Below are 22,543 nucleotides of genomic sequence, written 5' to 3'. Positions count from 1 at the left end.
AAAATGGAGGTGTAATTAATGGCTCAAAAGATTCAAATTAAGAGCTGCTTAAAGGCAGAGCTACCTCTTCTACATGTTGGTGAATTTGGACTTTGTACAGATACGAATGAACTGTTTATTGGATCAGAGACTGGTAACCTTTTATTAGCTAACAATAACGATATAGATAGATTATCCCAACTAACTACAGCGAATATTAACGATATTGATACTACTAGTGTTTCACCTACAGAAGGAAACATTTTAGAATATCAGGATGGTAAATGGAGACCCAGTATAAATACGAGTATTCCTTCTTCTAATAATCAATCTTCCTATGTACTAGAATTAGAAAGATGGAACGTAAAAAATGACGGCACTGACGCTGTGAACACAACTATTGGGATTAATAATGCCTTAGTGTGGGCTGCTCAACAACATTATAAAGAAGTAGTACTACCTACTGGACTTTATTTAATTGATGAGAACAGTTCTATTCGTCCTAGAAGTTATATGACACTAGATTTAAATGGTTCTACTCTGAAGGTAAGAAATAATGGGTTAATAAAGTACGCCATAATTAAATTTGATGAAAATCAACAGTATTCTAGAGTTACTAATGGACGGATTGAAGGTGATAAGGATAATCACGATTATACTACTATTCCAAGTACTCATGAATTCGGCTATGGAATCTCGGTTGGGTATGATACTCCTCTAGAAGGTAGTAATATAAGGTTTATTACTTTAGATAATCTAGAAGTGTTTAACTGCACTGGAGATGCTATTACTATTGCTAGTGTGAATGGAACATTAAAAACTATTAAAGGCGACGAATTCGAATCTGGTGGGATAAGTCTAATTGACGGTACAGTTAATAATCAATCGAATAGGATTAGGTACAAATTAAATATTTCTATGCAACAAGCTTCAATTAAGAAATATGGTTATTTTGGACTTTATGGTGGAAGCTATGGAGGACTAGGAAATGATATAAAAACAGATATCTATGATGTAGTATTTTATAGAAAGAATAATACTTTTTTATCATCAAAAGTTGAGAATCAATTTTTTGACGAAGTAGAAGTTCCAATTGGTGCAGAATATGCAAAAGTAATTCTTCACCAAAAAGAATTACCCTCTTCAAGTGGTTCTACCATTTCTATCCGTGTTCCGCATATTCCTAAAAACATATTTATAGAAAAATGTAATCTACATGATTGTAGAAGACTAGGGATTAGTTTAACAGGAGGAAAACACGTTCTTATCAAAGACTGTACAATCCATCATATTAGTGGGACAGCTCCACAGAGTGGTATTGATATAGAAGATGCTAGGGACATAAACCAATATATTTTTATCGATAATAATCACTTCCATGATAATAGCGCACACGATATCATTGCTGTAAGTGGTAGACATTTGAATATTACTAATAACAAACTATCCAAATCTTTAATCATACAAAATGGCGCTAATAGAAGTATCATAAATGGGAACTTTTTCATTAAATCTGAAATTAATTTAAAGGGAGATGCAATTTTTTCCAACAATCACATATACAACGGTAGTATAGGAGTTTCCGGAGCGAAATCAATTTTAGTAAGTGACTGTTTATTCTATAACAGTAATCTAGGCTTCTCCAATACAAATCCTTACTCATCTGCTGTAAGAAATTGTAGAATTATAGTTGATAATGACTATTCAACAAGAGAGAATACCCCTTCTGTTTTATCAATTAATGGGGCCCCACAATCGATATCAAATTGTAGTTTTGAAGGAGTGGGGTCAGAACCACTTATATTTGTACCTAACGCTGCACAAACAGGATGGATATTCGATAATACTTTGTTCAAAGATACAAACCATCCTCAAAATATCATTTTACGCTTACCTGGTGGCAGTTATAAAAATTGTAGATTTATTAACACCGGTCGAATAGGGCTAGGTACTGGCAGTATTTCCGAAAATTATGAATTTAATAATTGTGAATTTCAATGGCAAAATAATGTGTTATTTTATCTTACCCCAAACCTTCCTATTAATTTAAATATCTTAAATAGTGATTTTCGAGGGAGCTCTGATGGGGCATTCTCTATTAGAGGAAATTGGAAACTAATAAAACTATCTAACAATATATTTGAATTTAAAAACTCCAAATCAAATAATTACCTCATCTATTCATACAACGTCCTAGCAGAGACCGTTATTTTAGAAAATAATGTGTTTAAATCAACATTGACAATGAAGTTAGGTTTGGATGGAATAAATTCAAACATTGCAGTGTATAGAGATAATTTTTTGCAAAATATTCAACCTATATTTAATGAAAATGCAATTAGTTTAAATAATATTATAAATGGTATTCTTGATTAGTTAATTTTTGAGTTATATATCCTACTATTATATATTTTTATCTGAGCTATTACCTCAATTTTTATCCTAATTGGAGTAATAGTTCAGTTTATTAAAAAATCACACTATTAATACAAAGTGATCTAATTAAATATTAAATATTATTCAGTGCAGTATTCACTTAAATATTGAAAATGCTTTTCTGACTCTTTCTTAATAGGTATAATATCTAATTTATTATTAAATCCTTGTTGAATTGTTGGTAAGTCATATTGTAACTGTATATTTTCCATTTCAACTATGAGTTGATCCAAATTAATATCTTTAAGTACATTTGTTGTCTTTTCGTTGTAAATCACTGGTATTATACCGGTATCTAATACTAATGACAAAATAGTCCCATGAAATCTCGCAGCAATAAATAACTCACAAGTAGCTATTACTTCCAAGGTCCTTCCAATATCCCCTTGATAATTGTAAATTACAACTTTCTCTAATTTTTTTTGAGATAGCCGTTCTACTATTGTATTAATAGTTTTCAAATCCCCTTCTCTACTGCAAAATGACATTAAGCAACATTCATAACCAAGGTTTTGAAATACTTCTATTGACTTTATTGTACTTCTAATATAGTCCTCATAATATTCTGATAACCCTTTCTTTTTCCTCACATCAATAATAGAAAATCCAACCAATTTTTTAGTAGACTTAGTTTTATATTTTCCTGGACTTAATTGAAAAACTATATCTGGTGCATATCTAACTTGAGGTAGATGTGAAAACAAGTTGTAAGAATAATAATCTCTAAAACATACATCACTACACAACTCGAAAAAAGCTAGATATTCATTATAAAACGACACAGTACTATAAGGTCCGAAATTTGCTCCAAGTACATAAATTGGTTTACTTAATCTGCCGAATTCCCTAGCTAAACTCATTCTCTTATTATATAAAGCTCTATGATAAGAGTTATTTTCCATAAAAATTGACCCACCAATAAAAACCAGTGCGTCGAAACTTTTTGCAGTCTGCCTATCTTTTTGTATATCATTACTTAATCGACTTGATATTTTATCTAAAATTGAAAATTGTCTTCTATTGATATTATTATAATTAGCTATAAATTCATCATAATCACTATTATAATAATTTAAAGTTATGTTGCTTGTTTTAAATTTGTTTGCAAGTATATCTAAAAATAGATCATCGCCTAAATTTGAAGCTAAGTACATATCAACTAACAGTTTCTTCAATTTCATCACCCAGCATTCTATTTTTTATTTATAAAGAGAAATTACACAAAATTATTATACTTTCATTTTAACTAGCCAAACTTTAAATTAGGGAAGCGCTTTTTAAGATGAATGATCTTCAAAAAGCAGTAGATTAATAAGTATTTTTTTAATTTTAATAACATGATATAAGTTGGTACAAACCCTTCTAAGTTTGCATATTTAAGTGCACCTTTAAATTCTTTACTTTTTAATATTTTAGAATTATGTTTTACTTTATTAATAAATGAAAGTGTGCATTCTTTTCTAAAAGTATTTTCCAAAGTTGAGTTCATCATTGTTAAATATGAATTATAGAAAGTTGGTCTAATATGTTCTATATCTGTTTTAAAAAGCTTCATACAATTATACATTTCAGAAAATAAAATGTTATATATCTCGAATAAATTCTCATGAAATTTGTTATCTAAACTTTCTTTTTCACTTTTAATATAATTGTATAAAGGAATATTACAAATAAAAATTTTATCTCCCACATGTTTTAAATACTCTAGATTAAATAATAAATCTTCTCCAAGAGAAATTTTTTCTTTGAAGAATATCTTTTTGCTTTTAATAATGTTCGCATCATAAATTTTATTCCACTGTGTATTTAAAAGTGTTTTTTCGTACAGCGTATAAAATGAGCTTTTATCAATATCTATAACGCTTCCCTCTCCTAGCGTCCTGGTTCTTCTTTCGTTATTTTCGTAATTATAAATATTATATCCACTTATTATCATCGAGTGTTTGTGGGTTTCAATTAAGTCATACAATAACTTACACCAACTTTTTTCAACATAATCATCCGCATCTGCAAACATTAGATATTTCCCTCTACTAACATTAAGTCCAGTATTTCTTGCAATACTTACTCCCTCATTACATTTATGAATAACTCTAACCCTATTATCTTCATTTGCATAAGCATCACAAATCTCCCCACTCCTATCAGTCGATCCATCATTGATAAGTATGAGTTCAAAAGAAAAGAAGCTTTGATTCAAAATTGAATTTATACATTTTGATAGATATAATTGAGCATTATAAATAGGTACAATTACACTTATTATCGGCTTCTCCATAGATTCACCCTCTTCATCTAATTGATCGCTTTCATCTTATTTTAATAAAATCTAACTACCAACGTTAAATTGATACACTATACCTCAATGTTCAATAGTACTTAATCTACATGTTGACTAGCCGATGGTAGTTATCCTCATCTGAACCAATAATCTTGCTTTTATTTTCCTATTCATATTAGATCCTCACATAATTGTTCTTTTTAATTTATTTTCTATTGATACAAGTCTCCCTTTGCTTAGTTTAAAAACAACATCACAATTCTCAATGGTACTTAACCTATGAGCTATAATTATCAATGTTTTATCTCTCTTCAAACTATCAATCGCTTTCATGATCTCTTTTTCAGTATCATTATCTAATGCTGATGTAGCTTCATCCATGAATAATATTTCCGGATTATGATACAATGCTCTAGCAATACCCAAACGTTGACGTTGACCTCCTGAAATTCTTACTCCACGTTCTCCTACTTTTGTTTCTAATTTATCTGGCAGTTTTTCAACAAACTCTTTCAATTGAGCCTGCTCTAATGCTCTCCATACCTCCTTATCATTGATTTTCTCAGCATCGATTCCAAAACCAACATTTCCACGAATGGTATCATCTGAAAGAAAAATCGACTGAGGAACATAGCCAATTTTTTGTTGCCATCGTGTTCTTTGGTCTGCAAGATTATTACCATCAACTAATATTGTTCCTTTCTCTGGAGTGAATAATCCAAGGATAAGATCTACAAGAGTGGTTTTACCTGCTCCAGATTCTCCAATAAATGCTACAGAATGGCCAATTGGTATGTTTAAAGACACATCCTTAACTGAATAATCCTTTTGACCTGGATAGCTAAATGAGACTTTGTTTAGTTTTATTGATTCATTAAAATACTTAATTTCCTTGTCCATACTAAATGGTTTTTTAAATTGAATTCCATCATTATAGTTCAACTCTTTATTCATGAATAAGTCCTCATAAACAACTTTTAACGCTGGTTGACTATATCGAATGGTGGTTATTAAGGCAACTATGCGTGTAATTGAAGGCATTATTCTAAAGGCGGCCATTGCGAATAATGCCATAGTTGAAACTATGACAGATGTTTCTGTGCCTTGGAAAACAATAATCACCATTGTCAAAAGTACAATGGTTACTAGTAATGTCTCAATAAATAGCCTTGGAACCTGCTCAAGAATCTTCATATACACACTATTATTCGCCTTAATTTGACTCTGAGCAGCATAAGATTTTATGAAAAAATCTTCTTTTCCAGAGACTTTAACTTCTTTGCTAGCTCCTAAACCCTGATTCACCCATTTGATCATTGTACCGCTTACCTCTTGTTGCTCTTTGCCTAGTTGTGAAATCTTTTGACGAAAATATTTAAAAAATAAAAAAACACTTCCACCTAATAAAATAGAAGAAGTTAAAGTCGCTAATGGAGCAGTAGTTAATAGTAGAATTAAGATACACGCACTAACAAGTGATTCTGTAAGTAATTGTAAACCCGACATGATAATTCCTTGAAACACTTTGGGGACTTCACCATTTACATTTCTTAGTAAATCGGCCGTATTTCGTTGTAAATGGAAAGTATAAGGTTTAGTTAGATATTCCTTAAATAATGTTCGAGATAGTTTCACTTGCTGATTTAACACTACTTTCACTTGAGCATAATTAAAAAGTAGTAAATAAATATTCTTCAATACAAAAATAAAGAGTAAAACCACCACAGAAAATGAAATAAATGCTTGAGATGATTCGAAATTCATTTTTACATAAAAATACGATAATATAGGCTGGGTATCAATTATTCCTGGATCAGTTACAATTCCAACAAATGGAACGATTAGACCAATACCAATAGTCTCAAACAATGCTGCTACAATCATCATGACAAATAAGATAACTAATTTCTTTTTCTCTCTTTTATTGAATAACTTTAGTAATTTTTTTGTGGAATCTCTCATTTTTTCACACCTTCTTTGTATATAATAAATATATGATATTGAAAAGGATCATTATTATATTAAAATGTCTTGTACATATATGAATCAATTGAATTGTCACTTTCAATAACCCCTCTAATAAACTACACTTCAGCTATTAAGATAGGAGGCCCTTTTTTTTTCAGAAGTTATTAATAGCACGTTTATATCTCCACCACATTTACGTCTTGTAATAGGTATGGTGACCTAAAAACTACTAATATTAAGTATTTTACTAATATTAGTTGTATGGTTTACATCAAGGTCAGAAAGTGCTTTTGTGAATTTCCCTCTAAGGGATTGATCTATTATTAATTTTTTAACTGCTTCGTAAACTTCATTCTCTTGTATATCAACAACCAATCCATTATAGCCATCTATGATTTGTTCTCTTGCTCCATTAACATCTGTCGTAATAATAGGTTTTCTTAAAATTTTGGCTTCTGTTACAGTTATACAGTATCCTTCATACCTTGAGGGTTGGACATAGATATCACATTGATTAATATAAGTATAAGGATTTGTATCCAATCCTAGAAAGATGAAGTTATCCTTCAGATTCAACTTTGATAATAATTTCTCATATTTTTCTTTATACTTCCCTTCTCCCAAGCAATACCACTTGACGTTATATCCGCTTCTAATAAGGCGTTCTAAAACCAAAATTGCTATATCCTGCCCCTTTTCAGGTGCTAATCTTCCAACAGTTAATATTCTCAACCCAGTAAATTCTTTATCAGAAAATCCTCCTTCTTTTTTAGATTGGTCAAGTATGCTTTTAGGTGATACAAGGTTCAGTATAGTGTGAATCTTGTTTTCATATGTTGGAATTGCACTAATTATCTTTTTCCTCGCTTCTTCAGATACTGTGCAGATACTATCGAAATTCCTATATGTTTTCTTCGCAAACTTTCTATTGAATCCAATTTTTGATACGTCAAAATGAATCCATTGAAGCTTTTTCTTTGCCTTTATTTTATTCACAACAAAATAGCTTATGAAGTCCATCGGACCTGCATAAGCTACAGCGACATCATAGTCTTTTTCTAAAACGGGTGTTTTTCTTAGCAAATACTTAAAGTAAAGAGTTCTTTCTCCGAAAAACTTTGCGAGCAAAAAAATTGCCCCATAGGTTAAAGTTTTTAATAACTTTCCTTTCCTGAGATGATCCATAATGATTTGTCTAGGTGGATTGTTTAGTAGATTCTTTAGCAAATTATAACCCTCAATATATTCTACTGTTACACCTTCTGGAATAGAGTCTAGAAAACCACCATACTTCTCTAGCATTAATATTGTAATTTCATACTCCTTTTTAGGCATTTCAGAAATCATATTTAATAATGCTTTCTCTGTCCCACCAACATTCATGTTGATCACCATAAATAAGAGCTTCTTTTTCATAGGATTAACTCACTTTCTTTACCCTATTAGTTGATAAAACTTTTGAATTTCTTCTAAGTTTCCTTTTTTTTCGACTTTCAAATAATCTATGATGTCTTCTCGTAGCTGATCATTATTTATGATTTCTACAATCCCTTTACTAACCGCCTCGGCTTCCATGTCCACAACCAATCCATTTTTACCGTCAATCATTTGGTTATATACAGCATCAAAACGGGTAGTAACAATTGGCACATTCAACATACGTGCTTCAGCTAATGCGAGGCCATATCCTTCAAATTTAGAAGTCTGAACATATATGTCAGCATTTTTTATAAAAGGATAGGGGTTTGCTTCAACACCTAAGAGAATAAAATGGTTCTTTAGATTATAATCAATAATCAATTGTTCAATTTCCTTTTTAAGTGGACCTTTGCCTAATACATACCACCTAAAATCAATATCTATATCTCTTAATTTCCTACAAGTTTCTATTGCTATATCATAACCTTTTTGCTTAGCTAATCTCCCTATCGTCAATATCCTTATACCATTAAAATTGTCTGTATAGCCATTTCCTATATCAGCCATACTTGAAATAAATTCCGGATTATTAATGTCGTAAATTACAGTAGTTTTCTTTTTGTATATGGGAAATGTATCTAAAAAAATTTCATTAGCTGATTCAGATACCGCTACAATTTTATCAAATTTATCATAGTGTTTTTTCTGAAAATCTTTATCTTTCCCTTTTAATTTATAACTAACATTAACCCACGCAAATTTCTTTTCAGCATGTACTTTTTCTGAGACATAAAAAGTTGGTACTCCCTGGGCAAAACTAATCGCGACATCATACTTTTTCGAATTACTTTCAATTACATTTGAAGTGTTTTCCCAATATATTCTAGCTTTTTGAGAATTTCGATAATTTCTCATTCTAATAAATGTAGAATATCTAAATCTTGAAATTAACATATTATAGTTTTTTTGCTTATATGCATTTACTAGTGAATCTTTTAAATTATACTGTGAGAACAATGTGTATTGAATTGGTTTTAAAATATTCACTTCTTTTGGAACTAAATCTTCTAAAATTTGGCCGTAAGAAAACAACTGTAAATCAACTGAAACTTTTTCAAAATCCAACATAGAAAGTAAGGTAACTAAACTTTTCTCTGCTCCTGCGCAATCCAAAGATTCAATCACGAATAAAATGTTTTTCTTCAAATAATCGCCCCCTTTATATCATATCAGTAGTACTTGATTCCTCTTTCAATACTTTTAATAATTTTTGTGGCGTCAGCAGCAAAATCTCTCTTCTCAAATTGCCTTAATCTTAGTAAAATATCTTCTAAATAATACAAGTTAAGATGAGTAAAGGTATTCTGATCTAAATATATTTCAATTTCGGATTCTAACTTCTTACGGGGTGTCTGATTTAATATCTTAATTTTACTAAGTAAAACACAATAGGATATTTTATTATCTGGGGAGAACCTCGATATGAATTTTAGAATATCAAATGTTGGAGAGCGATAAGCACAAAATTCCCAATCAATTAGAACAAGTTTACTCTTATAGCTTATTATGTTATCTCTTTTTATATCTCCATGGCTTAAAGTAAGAGGTATTGTTTTCTCCGATCCACTTTTGATAACAGCACTGTACGTTTTTGTTGCAAATTCTTTGATATAGTTGATATGCCATTCATCAATAATGGTAGAGTTCTTATCTAAAATCAGTTCAATATCATTTAATAATGAGGCAGAATAACTTTTAATATCAACAACCTTTAATTCCGATTCTGAGATTAGATTTAAAAAAAGTTGGTTCATTTTTCTTGTTAACTTTCTATTGTATTTAGTTAGATCAGGATGATGGCCATTATAGAATTTACCTGTTATAATTCTCCTTTCTTTATCAACATCTATTATCTTTTCATACATTTGACTATCATTATTAAACTTTAAGATATTATCAATGACTTCTTCATTTTTTTCACTTACCACAGTATAGATAACGTCATTATTATAGTTAATTATTTTATAGTTAACGTCATTCACTTTTAAGATAATATCTCCTGGAAGTGAAAAAGTTAACTGGCTTTCTTTCGAGGCGTTACGAATATAATTTAGTAATACAACCAACCTTTTAAAAGGATTCTTAGGCATCAACGGTTTACAATTAAATAATAATTTACTTAACTTAAACAGAGACATATCTTTGTTTATACTTAATTGATCATTTAACTTAATGTACTTGTGCATTAAAGCGACCCCTTCACCATATCAACAGCTAGTTATAACCTAATTCTCTCTTTCACCAACGTAGAAGAAACATTCTTTGTATATGGAAAATAAACAATATCTACTCCAACTAAATTAAACTGACTTTCTAACTCGTTAAATAATGTGCTCCCCTTCCAATCATCTCCATGGAATAAGACATCAAATTGCAATTCTTCCCAGGCCATGAATTTATCTTGATTTGTTTGGGGAACAACATAGTCAACGTATTTAATTCCTTCTACTATTTCCATCCGATCTTTATGATTAATAGCAGGTAATTTCTTTTTATATTCCATCACAAGTTCATCTGTGCTTACTCCTACGATCAGCGCATCGCATTGCTCTTTTGCTTTTTTTAGAATGTTGAGATGCCCTACATGAAATAGATCAAAAACCCCTGTCGTGTATCCTATTTTATACTGCTTCATCCACTTCACTCCTTGTCTTTTTGAAACAAACCTCTTCAATTCTTTTTACCAACTGCTCAGACGCCTTTCCGTTTTCAAAAGAGCCTACTCGATTTAAAAAATTCTCTATATCACGTTTGTATTTGTCATGGTCAAACTCTCTTATTTCTTCTTCTAAATTGGTTTGATTAATAGAGGTATTGAAAGGTAAGTCTTTTAATTCAAAATACAAGCCACGATCTTGGCTTGTATATTCTTTTATATCAGGAACAAATAAAAAACATGGTTTATTCGTAATCGAAAAATCGAACATTAAAGAAGAATAGTCGGTAAGTAGTACATTCGCTATTAATAATAATTCTTGAATATCATCGAAAGAGGAAACATCCATTACATTTCGATCAGAAATGATTTCACTCGATTTTGAGGCGAGATGCGGATGCAGCTTTACTAAAATGATCCATTCGCCTCCAAATTTTGAAGCTAATGTACGTGCTAGACTCTCGTAGTTGACGTCATATACATCTAGATTGTTACCTTTTCGAAATGTTGGGGCATGAAGGAATACTTTTTTGTGTTTAGGAATGTTTAATCTTTCATAGATTTCTCTTTTGTTATCTTCTCCACTCTCGAACAACAAATCATTTCCTGGTGTACCGTGTTCGAAAATCTCCCCATTGTACCAGAACGCTCGATTAAAAATCTCTGTACTGTATTTACATCCAGCCAACAACAAGTCACATTTCAAAGAATCCTTTTTTGCCATTCGAATGTAATGAGCTGGGAGAGTTTTTTCTGCGTCCTTTTCAATCTGCTTTAATCGCAAAGAACTGTGCCATGTTTGAATATAATACTGATTCTTTCTTTTTTTAAACAGCTCTGTCGTTCGATAATTTGTAATAACCACTTTCGCTGTACATAATTCATAAAAATATTTGAGCGACATTGTTCTAACCTTCCTAACACCCTTTAAATATTGTTTAGAGGATAGGTCATAGAATACCCAGACCACATCAAAACGATCTGATGGATAGTTTTTTTGAATGTACTGAGAAATATACTTCGGAGTTCCTCCATATTGGCTGCCATAATAGCTAAAAAAAATGATCTTATTATGCTTTATTGGAAGACAACAAAAAATATAGATAATCAAATTAGTAACCAACTTCTTTAGTAGGCTCATCATTTGTTTTTCTTCTCCTCTTATCATTGCTCAATTCTTATTAATCCCTCCGGTTGCGAAAGGAGATTCAGCTTCCTTAATGCTTTTTTAAAGGCAAGATAGGTAATATTCAAATAAGGACTTAGAAGAAATAAATTCAGTTGCCTAGCTAATTGTTTATCCCCCTTAACTGCATCCTTGAGATAATGACGATTCTTATAGACATATCCCTTTATTTCATTTTTGTATGTCCCTTCCCTATCCAGCTTCCTTTTTAAAACTAATAAATTGTAATGAATTAAACTCGCTTCTAGTATCGCTTTATACGACTCATGAATCAGCTCACTGTAGTACTTTTCAATGAAGACGTGCCTTTCTCGAAGCCCTTTAATCAAATCGAGATTCCGTATTGAATAGTTTGAAACGATACTATCGTTACGTTGATAGTAGTTGTAAAGAGGTTTGTACGTTAATAAGAAATTGTTTACTCGCTGCATCACCAGGCAAGCCCAGTAAATATCTTCAAATAAAACATCTTGTTGGAACTTAATATCTCTAATTAAATCTGTCCTATAGAGTTTCCCCCATGCGAAGTTCTTCACTTTTTCGTTCACAACAAGCTCTTGCATCAACTGCTTGTTATTCATGATTAACGGAGATTCATCTGCAGGAATTTGACGATTATCAAGCAAGAGTTTGTCATCATAGGCATAATAAAAAGCCGATTGCACGACATCGGCTTCGTACTTCTGACTATAAGTCACCATATAGTCAACCATATTCTTTTCCAACCAATCATCACTATCCACAAAAATAGTGTACTTTCCACTGACGTGTTTCATACCATAATTCCTAGCATCTGATAATCCACCATTTTCTTTATGAATAACCTTAATTCGATGATCTTTTGCTTTGTAGCGTTCCGCAATTTCCCCACATCGATCAGGAGAGCCATCATTCACTAAGATGATTTCCAAATTCCTGTACGTTTGTTTTAGAATACTATCTACACACCGATGAATGTATTTCTCTACTTTGTAAATAGGAACGACCACGCTAACTTTTGGATACATAAGGTTTCTCCTAAACTAGTTTGTAAAGCTTCTGGAGCTCCTGATTGTTATTAAAATCAATCCTTTCACAATGATAAGCAAGTGATTTTCTTACTATCTGATTTCGATACAAATTTTCAATTCCTTCAGCAATTCCTTCAGAAGTTAGTTCACAAATGCTTCCATCAATTCCATCTCGAACCTGACTGGATGCCGTTGGATAGTTTGTGATAAGGACTGGTTTTGAAAGAATTTGCGCTTCCCTCACTGTTACAGCCTTGCCTTCATATCTTGATGGCTGCACATAGAGGTCTGCTTCTTTTATAAATGGATAAGGATTTATTTTTTTACCGAGTAAATGAAACTGATCTTCAAGCCTATGAATTCTGATTAATTCTCTTATGCTTTTTTCATCCCCACCGTAACCAACAACATACCAGGCAATATCTGTATAACCTCTTTCTATCAATTTTTTCATTGCAAGTACAGCTTGATCTATTCCCTTAGCATATGAAAAGCGTGCTACAGTAACGATTTTGAATCTGGAGTCCTGTTTCATTGGATTTTCGACTTTTTCTTCTGCCAATCCTCTAATTACTGCAGGTGAGGTAATGTTCTCTAACACCAACACTTTTTGTTTAAGAGTAGGGTATTTCTTTGTAAAAGCTGTCCTACACTGTTCAGAAACAGCTACAATGTAGTCATATTTTTTCCAATTATCTAGATCCAACTTAACATCCGTATCAACAGTAGAAAAATCTGTATGAATCCATGCAATTTTCGTTTTAGCTTTTACTTTTTCTGCAACGAAATAATGTGGCCATAAATAACTGATTGCCACGTCATAATCACGATCCAACCGAGGTAAAAGTGGGAGCGAATACTTCCACATGTATTGCATCTGCTTGTATCCATTTTCTTGTGACTGATTCTTGTTCGCTTTGTACTTTGAATACAATCGTGTCATTCCAACAGGCAGGTTACCTGATCTGATCGTTTCGCCGATTGACATTCGAAAAGTTTTATATGCTTTCTTTTCTTTTAGAAGGGTAGGGCCTTCGGGAATGAGATTTATAAAATCACCGGTGTGACTATACAGCATTAAATCCACTTTATAGCTATCATAATCAAAGTGATTTAACATTCCAATTAAGCTTCTCTCAACTCCCCCCACCTCCATATCAAAGGAAGCGATTAAGACTTTCTTCATAAATCCCTCCTCCTGTTTCGTCAACTTTATATAAAGTTGAGAGTCTAGTTATACCTGCTTGCATCGTATAATTATTTTCTTTAAACCCTTCTTCTACTTGTTTTGAATCTAGTCTTTGTTTACCTACTGCTTTTAATATTTCTTCTGCCCATTCTGCTGGCGACTGCTCTAGTGACAAAGAAGTCATTTTCCCAATATTCAAATCAGCTTCAGGCTGAATAGCTTCAGAAACAATACACGGAAGACCAGCAGCTTGTGCTTCGAGAAGTACTAATCCCAATCCTTCATAGTGTGATGGTAGAACAAATGCATCCATGCTGTGCATCATTACTGGAATATCTTCTCTAATCCCTGTGAAACAGATTTTATCTGAAAGACTCATTTCTTCGGCTTGTTTCTGAATCTCAACCTTTAAATCACCGTCTCCTACCAATAAAAGTCTTACATTATTATTCCTTATAAGAAGTTCATTCAATGTCTTTAATAGAAACAGTTGATTTTTTGCCTCAATAAATCTTCCAACATGACCAACCACAATATTGTTGCCTAGCCCTTCTTGTAGTTTGAAAGAGGCTACTTTTGACCGAGGTTCTTTTAAAAAAGGCTCATAGTCTATAAGATTGGGGAAATAGGCATACCTTTTATTATTTATTAATTTTTCCCCAAATAAATAATTCCCAGCTCCTTTACTACAAGCTAGGAAATGGGTGGAGAAAGAGCGGATCATGACACGCATTACTTTAATATATACTTTCCTAATAATCGAATTACTATCATCTACTGTCGTATGCGCATGTGATACTCTTATCTTCACACCTGCTAATAATGCTGCAGCGTTAGCAATACCGCAATGAAAAAGTGTGTGTGAATGAATGGCTTGATAAGGACCATTAACTTTCATTACTTTATATAGTTCTTTTATAGATGAAGTTCTTGAAAGCTTAATCACTCGTCCACCAAGAGAAATGATTTCTTTATCATAATGAGACTCATAATTTGAATAAGAAATAAAATCAAATTGAACCTTAGTCCGATCAATATTTCTATAAATGTTCATTAGCATCGTTTCGGTACCTGCTCTGTTCATCGCACCTACAACATGCAAGATTTTTAACTTCTCCTTCATTCCCTCCCCCCTTTAGTTTTTTGTTAATTTACATATTTCATTCTGCCACTTAATAAACTCCAAAATTGTCTTATACTCGCGTAACTGCTCTTTCCGAATACCAGATTTCCGTAACTCTTCTACAAAAGCGACCCATTCTTGCTCTGATAAATTAGGTCTCTTTTCATCTTCATGTAGCAATACATTCAGCTCTACATCTAGAACATAAGCCAGTTTCTCAATAACCTGAATAGAAGGATTTTGTTTAAGGTTTCTTTCAATGTTACTCAGATATGATTTAGAAACCTTTGCCCTTTCAGCAAGCTCTGATAACGTAAGCCCTTTTGACTTTCGAATTTTAAGAATATTTTGTCCTATCATATGATATACCTCTTCATTTCTGACTCATACCATTTCCCTAACTGGCTCTTTCATACGAAGAGCTTTCTTAAAACTATCGATAATATACATTTGATCACCTTCCAACAGGTTAGAGCCAGAAGGAAGACAAATTCCTGACCAAAATAGCCTCTCCGCTACGTGACTCTTCTCCTTGTGTGGATAATACTTCGCACCACGATATAAAGGTTGAAGATGAAGTGGTTTCCACACCGGTCTTGCTTCAATGTTATGGTTTCTCATAATTTCTAAAATCTCACTAGTTGTGGAAAAAGCATTTTCATTAATCGTTAGTGCAGTTAACCATCGATTAGACATTGTATTTAACATCTCAGGCATAAAGTTAACGGTTAATAAATCACCTAATTCCTGAAGATAAGTATTAAACACCTTACGCCTTGAAGCGATACGTTCATTTAAGACTTCCAGTTGCGCTCTACCAATCCCAGCAAGTATATTACTCATTCTGTAGTTATAACCCAGTTGACTATGCTGATAGTGGTGAGCTTGATCACGTGCTTGAGTAGCAAGGAAACGCGCTTGTTGAATGGCATGTCGATCATTTGAAACAAGCATCCCTCCACCTGATGTCGTAATGATTTTGTTCCCGTTGAAGGAATAAACCCCGAATTTACCTAGAGTACCACTCGCTTTTCCTTTATAAGTGGAGCCAAGTGATTCAGCAGCGTCTTCAATGACCGGTACTTCGTACCGATTACACAAGTTAAGAATTTCATCCATTTTGGCACTTTGACCATATAAATGAACGACTATGACTGCTTTTGGAAGTCTCTGTTCTCTAGCAGCATCTACAAAAGCTCGTTCAAGTGCCTTGGGAGACATATTCCATGTATCAGGTTCTGAATCAATAAAAACAGGCTCTGCTCCTAGATAGAGAATTGGGTTAGCACTAGCGACAAACGTTAACGTTGAACAGAAAACTTGATCCCCGCTGCTCACCCCTAATAAAGAAAGAGCCAGGTGAATTGCTGCAGTTCCTGAACTGACTGCGATGGCATCACTGGCTCCTACGTAAGTGGCTATTTCCTTTTCAAAAGCGTCGACATTAGCTCCTAATGGGGCGATCCAATTGGAATCGAATGCTTGCTGAATATATTTCTGTTCATTTCCTGACATGTGAGGCGGGGAAAGATAGATTTTATTGTGCAATCACATCACCACCTTTTCTTATGATTTTTGCAGGACATCCAACAGCCGTTGAAAAGGCTGGAATATCTTCAATCACTGTTGCTCCCGCTCCTATAACAGACCAGTTTCCTATTGATATACCAGGTATGACGGTAACTGATGCTCCTATATGTACGCCTTCACCAGTTATCACGTTCCCGGTTAGCGTTGCGTTAGGTGACACGTGGCTGTAATTATTAACCTTATTTTCATGTTCAATAATGGCTCCCGTGTTGATAATGCATTGATCACCAATTATTGAGTTTGCATTGATGACCGCGTTTGGCATGACTACCGTCCCAGCTCCAATAAATGCGGTTGAACTTACAACAGAAGATGGATGCTTTACAGTTAAGTACTGTTCTGAATGAAGAGATAATTGATTGGAAACCTTTTTTCTTGCAGCATTATTGCCTATGGCAATTACAACTCTTACCTCAGGTGTTAAGTATTCATCAATCGACTCAATAGGAGCATAATTAACTTCACATTCTATTTTATGTTCAATGTACTTGCTATCAAGAATCGCAATGATTTTATAATGAAGAGATCGGATCATGTCTTGAATAACTTTGCTATGACCGCCATTACCAATTACGATAACGTCCATTTCAAATCACTTCTTTCGATCCTTTGAATTTTTCCATAGGTACTTCTTCTTGCTGGTTAATGCCTTCTTTTTTTACGACCTTAATAATCGTAAGTAATAAAATTTTTAAATCTAGTAGCATGGATTGGTTTTGCACATACCAGCTGTCTAGCTTAAACTTTTCTTCCCACGTGATTGCATTTCTTCCGTTCACCTGTGCCCACCCTGTCATGCCTGGCCTCACCTGATGGCGAATCTTTTGTTCTTCTGAATAGAGGGGTAAGTACTCCATTAACAAAGGTCGCGGTCCTACTAGACTCATTTCACCTTTTAACACATTGAGAAGCTGAGGTAGTTCATCAAGGCTATATTTTCTGAGAAACTTTCCAACCTTAGTCACGCGATGCTCATCAGAAAGTAAATGGCCATTCTCACCGGTTAAATTCTCCATCGTTCGGAACTTACATAAAAGAAATGGTTCCTCATCTAGTCCGGGTCTTTGTTGCTTAAAGATGACTGGTGTTCCCATATCTTTCTTAACCTTTAGGCTTAAAACGCCTATGATCGGCGATAGTACAACGAGTAAAGTTGTTGAGACTGCTACATCTATTAATCGCTTCATCTCGCTAACCTAAGGTGTTTCTTTCAAGTTGACCATACTAGAAGATAAAAGATTGTCTTTAATCTCCTCTACTAGAAGTGAAGCAGATAAATCTCCGTCTAGATTCCCTTTATCTCTTGCTAGCAATAAGACTTCTTGAAGCTTTTCCTGTGTAATACTCAGTGGTGCTCCCACATAACTCTCTCCTTCATTATGATTTATTATCACCAAGTTAAGAAATTGCTCTTATAAATAATATTTAAGCTGATTACATTTTCGTAATAATAATAAGCAAGATAGCAAACAAGGATTCCATAATAAATGACCTTCTGATCACGTTGCTTAAAGAGGTCGACAATCCAGGAAATCAGAATGAGTTGATAGAGTCCAAAATAAATGGTGAATCTAGCAAATATCCAACTTTGGGTTGAGACAATCATAAACACGACGCTCAGCAGAGTCATATTCACGATGGCATCACTTTTTGGAAACAATCTCTTAAGCTTTTCTCTTCCAAGATAGGCAATAATTAAAGGTGCTGCCATGACAATAACTCTTAGACTACTTGCCCCCCCTTCATCAAAATCTTCGTACCCTCCGTACTGAGTATCTTCAATGGCTGAAAAAAGAATAGAAGAAAACTTTCCAAACCCCATAACAATAATAATTGAAAGGATTAATAACGCGATCGTCGCCTTCGACCATGGCTTAAATCGAACAACAAAATAAATGGGAAGTAAAATGAGTGCACTCTGATGAATAAAGGATGCTAACACGACAATCAACGAATATTTAATAAAGTTTCCTTCTATTAAATATTTCGTAGCTGTAAAAGCAATAGCTCCTGCGAGCGCCTGACGAATTCCATTCATCGATACTAGAAAAAGTCCGCCGGTAATATAAACATATAGACTGAGTTCAATCCTTTTTGAATAGATAGCAAGAATAATGACAATAAGAGCATTTGTGAATAGTGCTGTTGTGAAAATCATAATTTGTGGGTCTTTGGATATTGCTTTTAGGATCATTTGGAGAATCCCGAAGCCAATATCTTTATGGTTTAGGACATACTCCCAGGTAAACGTATTTTCTTCATAAATATTAACGTAATTGAAGGTGTCGCCAATGTTGGACCTTAAGCCGGCGACCGTAACTAGAGTTAGCATAGATCCAAGTATGAACAACTTACTTGGACGAATAACATGCGAATATCCATGTGTAATAACGGTAGCAGAAGCATATCTTGCAAAATAACCAAAAAGAAAAACTATGGCAAGTGTCATCCATAGAATCGTCATAAGGATATTCCTTTCAAATCAATAATTGATTACGTAGTCGTCTTTACATGTCTAGTTTTAAACATGATATAGAAATACAAAGCAATTCCAAAAGGTGTAGCGCTTAGCGTCATAACTCTGGATGGTGCTTCTCGTAAATAATTCGGATTCTTTTCCATCATACTACTTGAAACATAATGAACTGCCTGTCTGAATTTAAATAAAGAATTGGCAAAAGGTAGCTTCATTAGTTCTTTTCGGTAAAAGGCAAATCCTCTTGGGTTTCGTCTATATTGATTAAACATATTATGAGAGGAACCATCTTCCAGATATTCTACATAACAGAGTACCTCATCTAATAAAATCATCTCAAAATACTGATCGAGCTTATAATATTTATACGCTAAACCGACATATTTTTCACCTTTATAAAGTGGATAGGGAAAATCTCGAGTTAATTCTGTTCGATAAACGACTTTTTTATCGCCTGTCACTTTATGTTCTTGATAAAGTTGGAAAAGCGTTGATTTTTTTAAACCTTTAGGTAATCTTGTTCCTATGATACTTCCATCCGTGTAGGCATCAAGGCCTATTATCCCGCTAACTTCATTACTGCCATATTTATCCCAAAAGGTTAAGATTTTCTCAACCGCATCATCAGGCATAAAATCATCTGAATCAATACAAACATTTAGTTCTGTCTCAATGATTTCATAAGCGGTGTTATGTGCGCCATGCATCCCCTGATTTTCCTGCTTAATATAAAGGATTTCTATTGCACGTTCTTCCATCCATTTAAAAACTAATTCCTCAGTTTCATCAGTTGAACCATCATCGATAATCAACCAGATAAAACCCATGTTTGTTTGTCTTTTTAAACTCTCATAGCAATTAGAAAGACAATAAGCTCTATTGTACGTTGGGGTGAAGATGGTTAATTTCTTCATTCATTTCTCCCCCCATTCTTAAGTAATTCTCTTCCAGCTGTCTGGCTGATTGAAGGATGTTATAACCTTTCAATGTAAAGACAAGTGGCGATTGATATCGAGAAGTCGACTTCTCCGAAAAGGTCAATAAATGATCGACCCAACTAGTTTTGTCGTCAAGCGAAAGTTGATGAATCAACTTCATTCCTAAATCAATTTCAGTGGTTATATTATCTGAAATGAAACAGGTCAGGCCAGCAGCTTGTGCTTCAATTAATGTAACGGGTAAGCCTTCATGAAAAGATGGAAATACAAATACGTCGAAAGCTTGCGAAACATGGTTAACATCACTACGAATACCAAGAAACTTAACATTCTTTTCGATACGTAACTTTTTCACCTTTCTTTCTATTTCAGATCGTAATGGGCCATCGCCCGCTAATAGTAGAAGAGAATCTTTTTTGATTTTCACAAAATCACTAAAAACCTCAATAAGAAAATGATGATTTTTTTGCTTCGCAAAGCGACCGACATGACCAAGCACAAATGTCTCATTGCTTATATCTAATTCTTTTCTTATTTCTTTCCTAATTTCCTTAGAAAAAGAGAAGTTCTCAAACTCGATTCCATTTTTTATTATCGTGCTACTTCTAGATTTACTACCGTATAGCCATCTTGCTGCAAGCAGGGAACATGCGAATAAATGATTCGCATTTTTATCGATAAGTAGCCCTACGTACCACTTATAAAATTTAGTTACTTGCCCTCCTTCACTACTCGTATTATGACTATGTGCAATCCGATTCGGGATACTAGCTTTCCTTGCGGCCCTAAGCACAAGCCCACTCATTTTATCCAGGTGCGAATGAACAATCTGGTAATAAAAGTGACGATGAAAAAACTGATTAAGCCCTCTTACATATCCCCTATGACCTACATCACTGACATAAGGAATACGGTGAATTTTTCCACCCATCGCTTTTATTTCTGAGTCGAATACACCTTCTTTGCAAGTAAGAAAATCGAATTGAACCTTTGATCGATCAATATTACGATATAAATTCATAATCAAAGTTTCTGCTCCGCCCCGATTCATATTCACGACAACATGAAGAACTCTTACTGGAGTGCCCAATTTACCTCCTCCGTTTCCTGTATACATGAGGTGTAAATCATCTTTTTATGCTGGAGGATTTGATCTACGCTAAAATCGTTAAGTATTCTTTTTCTCCCGTTTTTTCCAAACGCTCTTCTAGTCACTTCATCCATTGCCAGATCGTTGATTTTAGCTGCTAACTGCTCTGGACTTTCGGATTTAACGAGCCAGCCCGTTTTCCCAGATACAACTAGCTCTTTGTGTCCTCTATTGTCAACAGCTATAACTGGCAGTTCACATGACATGGCTTCCATAATGTTAACTGGTAAACCTTCACGTAAGCTTGATGCAACAGCAATATCGCACATTGGAACTAATTCTTTCAGATCGTCTCGAAAGCCAAGAAAATCAACATACTCATTTATACCAAGCGTGTGACTTAGAGCTAGACAACTTTGAAGAAGTGGCCCTTTACCTGCAAGCAATAATTTCACCCTTGGTAATTTTTCTTTCAATAGGGCTAGTGCCTCTAGTAAGTACTTTTGATTTTTGTTCGGATTAAATTCTGCTGCATAAAACAATAAAAAATCATCTGGATGGTATCCAAATGATTGCTTTCGTTTTCTTTTTTCTTCCTCTATAAGTGGCGTGAAGGAGTTGGTATCAATCCCAACACCTTTCACATATTCCACTTGAGTTGCGTTAAAACGATTCAATGCAAGTTGGTAATCTTCTTGATTAATCGTGAGGAGCCAATCTGTTTCATTTGCCAACTTCTTTTCAATAGGATAATACACAAGCCAATTTAATAGTGGTGAACCCTTACAAAAATGGAATCCATGCGCTGTATAAATCACTTTCGTTCCTTGTGATCTTGCCTTTCTAGCAGCTATCCTTGAAAGCACCCCTCCCATGGGAGTATGACAATGGATAATATCATAGTGATTTTCATCCATAATTCTTTTCAGTTCTTTATACGCTTCAATGTTTTTCATTTGGAAAGGAGATCGCTGAATTGGTATGTTGAATTTACGATCCGTATAAGGCAATTTTAGTTCCCCACTTGCCGCAATGTGAACTTCCCATCCTTCTTCTTTAAACCACTTTAAGTACGGTAAATGAAAAGCTTTAAAATGATAATCAACCGTTGCACAAAACAACACTTTTTTAGCGGGCATATA

The 22,543-nt window shown here is 33.6% G+C and carries 21 protein-coding genes; 1 reads left to right on the top strand and 20 read right to left on the bottom strand.

Annotated features, from left to right (window positions below; translation table 11 throughout):
- The first annotated feature begins 18 nt into the window (after positions 1 to 18).
- Complete coding sequence (locus tag PQ511_RS07445) at positions 19 to 2,355, top strand: right-handed parallel beta-helix repeat-containing protein (protein ID WP_273851275.1); 2,337 nt, start codon at positions 19 to 21, stop codon at positions 2,353 to 2,355.
- Positions 2,356 to 2,495: 140 nt separating this feature from the next.
- Here PQ511_RS07445 and PQ511_RS07440 read toward each other — a convergent pair whose 3' ends face one another.
- The 20 genes from PQ511_RS07440 to PQ511_RS07345 form a co-directional block, all read right to left on the bottom strand.
- The gene (locus PQ511_RS07440) at positions 2,496 to 3,596 is read right to left on the bottom strand and encodes a polysaccharide pyruvyl transferase family protein (protein ID WP_273851274.1); all 1,101 of its coding nucleotides are present in this window, start codon (positions 3,594 to 3,596) and stop codon (positions 2,496 to 2,498) included.
- 65 nt (positions 3,597 to 3,661) lie between these two features.
- Positions 3,662 to 4,693: a glycosyltransferase family 2 protein gene (locus PQ511_RS07435; protein WP_273851273.1), complete on the bottom strand. Its 1,032-nt coding sequence runs from the start codon at positions 4,691 to 4,693 to the stop codon at positions 3,662 to 3,664.
- Positions 4,694 to 4,879: 186 nt separating this feature from the next.
- The gene (locus tag PQ511_RS07430) at positions 4,880 to 6,658 is read right to left on the bottom strand and encodes an ABC transporter ATP-binding protein (protein ID WP_273851272.1); all 1,779 of its coding nucleotides are present in this window, start codon (positions 6,656 to 6,658) and stop codon (positions 4,880 to 4,882) included.
- A 225-nt stretch (positions 6,659 to 6,883) separates the two neighbouring features.
- Positions 6,884 to 8,080, bottom strand: coding sequence for a glycosyltransferase (locus PQ511_RS07425; RefSeq protein ID WP_273851271.1), 1,197 nt, complete (start codon positions 8,078 to 8,080; stop codon positions 6,884 to 6,886).
- Between the two features lie 18 nt (positions 8,081 to 8,098).
- Positions 8,099 to 9,289, bottom strand: a complete 1,191-nt coding sequence (locus PQ511_RS07420; RefSeq protein WP_273851270.1) for a glycosyltransferase — start codon at positions 9,287 to 9,289, stop codon at positions 8,099 to 8,101.
- Positions 9,290 to 9,312: 23 nt separating this feature from the next.
- Positions 9,313 to 10,329: a phosphotransferase family protein gene (locus PQ511_RS07415; protein ID WP_273851269.1), complete on the bottom strand. Its 1,017-nt coding sequence runs from the start codon at positions 10,327 to 10,329 to the stop codon at positions 9,313 to 9,315.
- Positions 10,330 to 10,361: 32 nt separating this feature from the next.
- Entirely contained in the window at positions 10,362 to 10,778 is a 417-nt protein-coding gene (locus tag PQ511_RS07410) for an FAD synthase family protein (RefSeq protein WP_273851268.1), read from the bottom strand.
- Entirely contained in the window at positions 10,765 to 11,967 is a 1,203-nt protein-coding gene (locus PQ511_RS07405; RefSeq protein ID WP_273851267.1) for a CDP-glycerol glycerophosphotransferase family protein, read from the bottom strand. The genes PQ511_RS07410 and PQ511_RS07405 overlap by 14 nt, the downstream gene beginning before the upstream one ends.
- A complete protein-coding gene (locus PQ511_RS07400) occupies positions 11,964 to 12,992 on the bottom strand; it encodes a glycosyltransferase family 2 protein (RefSeq protein WP_273851266.1) in 1,029 nt (342 codons plus the stop codon). Before PQ511_RS07400 ends, PQ511_RS07405 begins: the two co-directional genes overlap by 4 nt.
- A gap of 10 nt (positions 12,993 to 13,002) precedes the next feature.
- On the bottom strand, positions 13,003 to 14,181 hold the full coding sequence (locus PQ511_RS07395; RefSeq protein WP_273851265.1) for a glycosyltransferase: 1,179 nt from the start codon (positions 14,179 to 14,181) through the stop codon (positions 13,003 to 13,005).
- Positions 14,153 to 15,307, bottom strand: coding sequence for a glycosyltransferase family 1 protein (locus PQ511_RS07390; protein WP_273851264.1), 1,155 nt, complete (start codon positions 15,305 to 15,307; stop codon positions 14,153 to 14,155). Before PQ511_RS07390 ends, PQ511_RS07395 begins: the two co-directional genes overlap by 29 nt.
- Positions 15,308 to 15,319: 12 nt before the next feature.
- The gene (locus PQ511_RS07385) at positions 15,320 to 15,667 is read right to left on the bottom strand and encodes a helix-turn-helix domain-containing protein (protein ID WP_273851263.1); all 348 of its coding nucleotides are present in this window, start codon (positions 15,665 to 15,667) and stop codon (positions 15,320 to 15,322) included.
- Positions 15,668 to 15,691: 24 nt separating this feature from the next.
- Positions 15,692 to 16,822, bottom strand: a complete 1,131-nt coding sequence (locus tag PQ511_RS07380) for an aminotransferase class I/II-fold pyridoxal phosphate-dependent enzyme (protein ID WP_273851548.1) — start codon at positions 16,820 to 16,822, stop codon at positions 15,692 to 15,694.
- Between the two features lie 22 nt (positions 16,823 to 16,844).
- Positions 16,845 to 17,483: an acetyltransferase gene (locus PQ511_RS07375; protein ID WP_273851262.1), complete on the bottom strand. Its 639-nt coding sequence runs from the start codon at positions 17,481 to 17,483 to the stop codon at positions 16,845 to 16,847.
- A gap of 1 nt (position 17,484) precedes the next feature.
- Positions 17,485 to 18,084, bottom strand: coding sequence for a sugar transferase (locus PQ511_RS07370; RefSeq protein ID WP_273851261.1), 600 nt, complete (start codon positions 18,082 to 18,084; stop codon positions 17,485 to 17,487).
- Between the two features lie 9 nt (positions 18,085 to 18,093).
- Positions 18,094 to 18,258 (bottom strand): YwzD family small protein, encoded by a 165-nt coding sequence (locus PQ511_RS07365; protein ID WP_273851260.1) that lies wholly within the window; start codon positions 18,256 to 18,258, stop codon positions 18,094 to 18,096.
- Between the two features lie 29 nt (positions 18,259 to 18,287).
- Entirely contained in the window at positions 18,288 to 19,361 is a 1,074-nt protein-coding gene (locus tag PQ511_RS07360; RefSeq protein ID WP_273851259.1) for an EpsG family protein, read from the bottom strand.
- A 29-nt stretch (positions 19,362 to 19,390) separates the two neighbouring features.
- A complete protein-coding gene (locus tag PQ511_RS07355; protein WP_273851258.1) occupies positions 19,391 to 20,287 on the bottom strand; it encodes a glycosyltransferase family 2 protein in 897 nt (298 codons plus the stop codon).
- A complete protein-coding gene (locus PQ511_RS07350; protein WP_273851257.1) occupies positions 20,250 to 21,401 on the bottom strand; it encodes a glycosyltransferase family 1 protein in 1,152 nt (383 codons plus the stop codon). Before PQ511_RS07350 ends, PQ511_RS07355 begins: the two co-directional genes overlap by 38 nt.
- Positions 21,386 to 22,540, bottom strand: a complete 1,155-nt coding sequence (locus tag PQ511_RS07345; RefSeq protein ID WP_273851256.1) for a glycosyltransferase family 4 protein — start codon at positions 22,538 to 22,540, stop codon at positions 21,386 to 21,388. Before PQ511_RS07345 ends, PQ511_RS07350 begins: the two co-directional genes overlap by 16 nt.
- Positions 22,541 to 22,543 lie beyond the last annotated feature (3 nt).

The organism is Guptibacillus spartinae (assembly GCF_028610625.1).
GTDB lineage: Bacteria > Bacillota > Bacilli > Bacillales > Guptibacillaceae > Guptibacillus > Guptibacillus spartinae.
This window is presented reverse-complemented; position numbering and strand designations above follow the sequence as displayed.

Excerpts from the sequence above, each read along its gene's own strand:
- PQ511_RS07445 (WP_273851275.1), top strand. The coding sequence starts at position 19 with ATGGCTCAAAAGATTCAAATTAAGAGCTGCTTAAAGGCAGAGCTACCT.
- PQ511_RS07440 (WP_273851274.1), bottom strand. The coding sequence starts at position 3,596 with ATGAAATTGAAGAAACTGTTAGTTGATATGTACTTAGCTTCAAATTTA.
- PQ511_RS07435 (WP_273851273.1), bottom strand. The coding sequence starts at position 4,693 with ATGGAGAAGCCGATAATAAGTGTAATTGTACCTATTTATAATGCTCAA.
- PQ511_RS07430 (WP_273851272.1), bottom strand. The coding sequence starts at position 6,658 with ATGAGAGATTCCACAAAAAAATTACTAAAGTTATTCAATAAAAGAGAG.
- PQ511_RS07425 (WP_273851271.1), bottom strand. The coding sequence starts at position 8,080 with ATGAAAAAGAAGCTCTTATTTATGGTGATCAACATGAATGTTGGTGGG.
- PQ511_RS07415 (WP_273851269.1), bottom strand. The coding sequence starts at position 10,329 with ATGCACAAGTACATTAAGTTAAATGATCAATTAAGTATAAACAAAGAT.
- PQ511_RS07410 (WP_273851268.1), bottom strand. The coding sequence starts at position 10,778 with ATGAAGCAGTATAAAATAGGATACACGACAGGGGTTTTTGATCTATTT.
- PQ511_RS07405 (WP_273851267.1), bottom strand. The coding sequence starts at position 11,967 with ATGATAAGAGGAGAAGAAAAACAAATGATGAGCCTACTAAAGAAGTTG.
- PQ511_RS07400 (WP_273851266.1), bottom strand. The coding sequence starts at position 12,992 with ATGTATCCAAAAGTTAGCGTGGTCGTTCCTATTTACAAAGTAGAGAAA.
- PQ511_RS07395 (WP_273851265.1), bottom strand. The coding sequence starts at position 14,181 with ATGAAGAAAGTCTTAATCGCTTCCTTTGATATGGAGGTGGGGGGAGTT.
- PQ511_RS07390 (WP_273851264.1), bottom strand. The coding sequence starts at position 15,307 with ATGAAGGAGAAGTTAAAAATCTTGCATGTTGTAGGTGCGATGAACAGA.
- PQ511_RS07385 (WP_273851263.1), bottom strand. The coding sequence starts at position 15,667 with ATGATAGGACAAAATATTCTTAAAATTCGAAAGTCAAAAGGGCTTACG.
- PQ511_RS07380 (WP_273851548.1), bottom strand. The coding sequence starts at position 16,822 with ATGTCAGGAAATGAACAGAAATATATTCAGCAAGCATTCGATTCCAAT.
- PQ511_RS07375 (WP_273851262.1), bottom strand. The coding sequence starts at position 17,483 with ATGGACGTTATCGTAATTGGTAATGGCGGTCATAGCAAAGTTATTCAA.
- PQ511_RS07370 (WP_273851261.1), bottom strand. The coding sequence starts at position 18,084 with ATGAAGCGATTAATAGATGTAGCAGTCTCAACAACTTTACTCGTTGTA.
- PQ511_RS07360 (WP_273851259.1), bottom strand. The coding sequence starts at position 19,361 with ATGACGATTCTATGGATGACACTTGCCATAGTTTTTCTTTTTGGTTAT.
- PQ511_RS07355 (WP_273851258.1), bottom strand. The coding sequence starts at position 20,287 with ATGAAGAAATTAACCATCTTCACCCCAACGTACAATAGAGCTTATTGT.
- PQ511_RS07345 (WP_273851256.1), bottom strand. The coding sequence starts at position 22,540 with ATGCCCGCTAAAAAAGTGTTGTTTTGTGCAACGGTTGATTATCATTTT.